The sequence below is a fragment of the Roseateles sp. GW821-FHT09H11 genome (assembly GCF_059415845.1).
In genome coordinates, this window is sequence record NZ_JBWKOA010000017.1 from 1 (window position 1) to 2,492 (window position 2,492).

Annotated in this window: 2 protein-coding genes; both read left to right on the top strand. The window is 64.9% G+C overall.

Going from position 1 to position 2,492, the window contains the following annotated elements:
- Positions 1-105 precede the first annotated feature (105 nt).
- The gene (istA, locus tag AC07PR_RS29570; RefSeq protein WP_495137421.1) at positions 106-1,638 is read left to right on the top strand and encodes an IS21 family transposase; all 1,533 of its coding nucleotides are present in this window, start codon (positions 106-108) and stop codon (positions 1,636-1,638) included.
- Positions 1,631-2,419: an IS21-like element helper ATPase IstB gene (istB, locus tag AC07PR_RS29575; protein WP_495137422.1), complete on the top strand. Its 789-nt coding sequence runs from the start codon at positions 1,631-1,633 to the stop codon at positions 2,417-2,419. Before istA ends, istB begins: the two co-directional genes overlap by 8 nt.
- Positions 2,420-2,492: the final 73 nt, after the last annotated feature.

Below are 2,492 nucleotides of genomic sequence, written 5' to 3' on the forward strand. Positions count from 1 at the left end.
TGTTGATTGCCGCCGAATCCTGACCCACCGACCGCACTGATTTCCGTTCAAACCTGACCCACGTATGAACCCTAGCCTGCCGCAACTTGCGGCAGGAGCATTGGAGTGATTGACGTGGCGACACTAAGTGTCATCAGGCGATGGGCCCTGCGTGAGCAGTTGTCCATCCGAGAGATAGCCCGGCGCACCGGCCTGTCTCGCAACACCATCCGGAAGTACCTGCGCAGCGACGACAAGGAGCCGTCGTACGCCAAGCGCGAGAGCCGCAGCCGGCTCGATCCGTTCGCGGAGAAGCTGGCCCAGTGGCTCAAGACCGAGTCCGGCAAGAACCGCAAGCAGCGGCGCACCTTGAAGCAGATGCACGCCGAGCTCATGGAGCTCGGCTACGACGGCTCCTACAACCGCGTGGCCGCCTTCGCGCGGGACTGGGCGCTCAAGCGCCAGGAAGCGCAGAAGACCACCGGCCGCGGCACCTTCGTGCCGCTGGTCTTCGAGCCCGGCGAGGCCTTCCAGTTCGACTGGAGTGAGGACTGGGCCGTGCTCGGCGGCGAGCGCACCAAGCTGCAGGTGGCGCACTTCAAGCTCAGCCACAGTCGGGCCTTCTACATCCGGGCCTACCTGCTGCAGACCCACGAAATGCTGTTCGACGCCCACAACCACGCCTTCCGCGTGTTCGGTGGCGTGCCCAAGCGCGGCATCTACGACAACATGAAGACCGCCGTGGACAAGGTCCTGAGCGGCAAGGCACGCGACGTCAATGCGCGCTTCGCCGCGATGGTCAGCCACTACCTCTTCGAGGTCGAGTTCTGCAACCCGGCCTCGGGCTGGGAGAAGGGCCAAATCGAGAAGAACGTGCGCGACGCCCGGCACCGGCTCTGGCAACCCGTGCCGGCCTTCCCGTCGCTGGACGCGCTCAACGTCTGGCTGGAGGAGCGCTGCAAGGCACTGTGGACCGAGATCTCGCACGGCAAGCTGCCCGGTACCGTGCACGACGCCTGGCAGGAGGAGCGACCGCTGCTGATGCAGCTGCCGCGCCCCTTCGACGGCTTCATCGAGCACACCAAGCGCGTCTCACCGACCTGCCTGGTCACCTTCGAGCGCACGAGGTACAGCGTGCCGGCGTCGTACGCCAACCGACCGGTGAGCCTGCGCGTCTACGCCGACCGGCTCGTCGTCGCGGCTGAGGGCAACATCATCTGCGAGCACCAGCGGTTCATCGACCGGCGCCACGACACGCTCGGCAAGACGATCTTCGACTGGCGTCACTACCTGGCGGTGCTGCAGCGCAAGCCCGGCGCGCTGCGCAACGGCGCTCCGTTTGTCGAGCTGCCGCCGGCCTTCAAGCGGCTGCAGGCCGAGCTGCTCAAGAAGCCGGGCGGTGACCGAGAGATGGTCGACGTCCTGGCGCTAGTCCTGCACCACGAGGAGCAGGCAGTGCTGGCAGCCGTCGAGCTGGCTCTAGAGGTCGGGGTGCCGACCAAGATGTACGTGCTCAACGTGCTGCATCGGCTGGTGGACGGGAAGACCGAGCCACCACCGGTGAATGCCCCGCACGCGCTGCGCTTGACCAACGAGCCGCAGGCCAACGTGAATCGCTATGACGCCTTGCGCGAAGAAAGGAAGGTCCGCAATGCGTGACTCAGCAACCAACGGGCTCATGACTGCACTGCGCGAGCTCAAGATGTTTGGCATGGCGCAGGCTGTGGGCGACCTGGCCGAGCAAGGCGCGCCGGCGTTTGAAGCCGCGCAGCCCTTCCTGGCCAAGCTGCTCAAGGCCGAGTCCGCCGAGCGGGAGGTGCGCGCCGTCGCGTACCAGCTCAAGCAGGCCAAGTTCCCGGTTTACCGAGACTTGGCCGGCTTCGAGTTCGCGCACAGCGAGGTGAACGAGGCGCTGGTGAAGCAGTTGCACCGCGGCGAGTTCATGGACCGGGCCGAGAACGTCGTGCTGGTCGGCGGGCCGGGTACGGGCAAGACCCATCTCGCCACGGCCATCGGTGTGCAGGCCCTGGAGCATCACCGGCGACGAGTGCGATTCTTCTCCACTGTCGAGTTGGTCAACCAGCTGGAGCAGGAGAAGCTGAACAACAAGACCGGCCAGATGGCGCACCGGCTCGCCCACATGGACTTGGTGATCCTCGACGAGCTCGGCTACCTGCCGTTTAGCTCATCGGGCGGCGCGCTGCTCTTCCATCTGCTGAGCAAGCTCTACGAGCGCACCAGCGTCGTCATCACGACGAACCTGAGCTTCAGCGAATGGGCCAGCGTCTTCGGCGACGCCAAGATGACCACGGCGCTGCTGGACCGGCTCACGCACCACTGCCATATCCTTGAAACCGGCAACGAGAGCTACCGGTTCAAGAACAGCTCTGCACAACCCACCCCCAAGGAGTCCAAGACCAAGAAGTTACCCACAACCTGAGCCTCAGTGGCTCGAACAAGTGTGGGTCAAGATTGGATGGAAACGGTGGGTCAGGATCGCGCGGGAATCAACA